At 65.3% G+C, this 807-nt stretch carries 1 pseudogene; it reads left to right on the forward strand.

The features are described 5' to 3' along the window. Positions 1–807, forward strand: a pseudogene (locus tag EU800_RS26105) (IS630 family transposase); the annotation flags it as partial.

The raw sequence follows: 807 nt of genomic DNA on the forward strand, positions 1-807 counted from the left end.
CGCCGATCAGATCTCGGAGTTGCGGTCCTGGGTGGAGGCCGGTCCCGATCCTGCGGTGGATGGGGTAGTGCGCTGGCGGCGCAAGGACCTCGAACGGCGGATCGCCGACCGGTTCGGCGTCACGGTGCACGAGCGGACGGTGGGCAAGTACCTGGCGGCGCTCGGCTACCGGCGGCTGTCCGTGCGTCCTCGGCATCCGAAGACAGATCCCGAAGCCCAGGAGGGCTTTAAAAAAGCTTCCCCGAAGCGGTAGCCGCCGCTCTGCCCGAGGCGGCACGAGACAAGCCACTCGAAGTCTGGTTCCAGGATGAAGCACGCGTCGGCCAACAGGGAACACTCACCCGGGTCTGGGCGAAGCGGGGAACCCGACCACGGGCGCCGCGAGACACTCGCTACCAGTGGGCCTACATCTTCGGCGCCGTCTGCCCGGCGCGAGGTGTGGCAGCGGGCCTCGTCATGCCCTTCGCCGACACTTCCGCGATGAATGCCCATCTCGCCGAGATCTCCCGCACCGTCGCCCCTGGCGCCCACGCCGTGCTGATCCTCGACGGTGCCGGCTGGCATGGCGGGCACGACCTCGTGGTTCCAGAGAACGTATCTCTTCTTATGTTGCCGCCCTACAGTCCCGAGCTGAACCCAGTCGAGAACGTCTGGCAATATTCCCGAGCCAACTGGCTCGCGATCAGCGTTTTCGACGACTACGGCGCTATCGTCGATGCCTGCTGCGCGGCATGGAACCTCTTTATAGAACAACCGGAGGTCATAACCTCGATCACCTCGCGCACATGGGCGACGGTCAACCAGTAG

The organism is Tropicimonas sp. IMCC6043, assembly GCF_004146235.1.
GTDB lineage: Bacteria > Pseudomonadota > Alphaproteobacteria > Rhodobacterales > Rhodobacteraceae > Tropicimonas.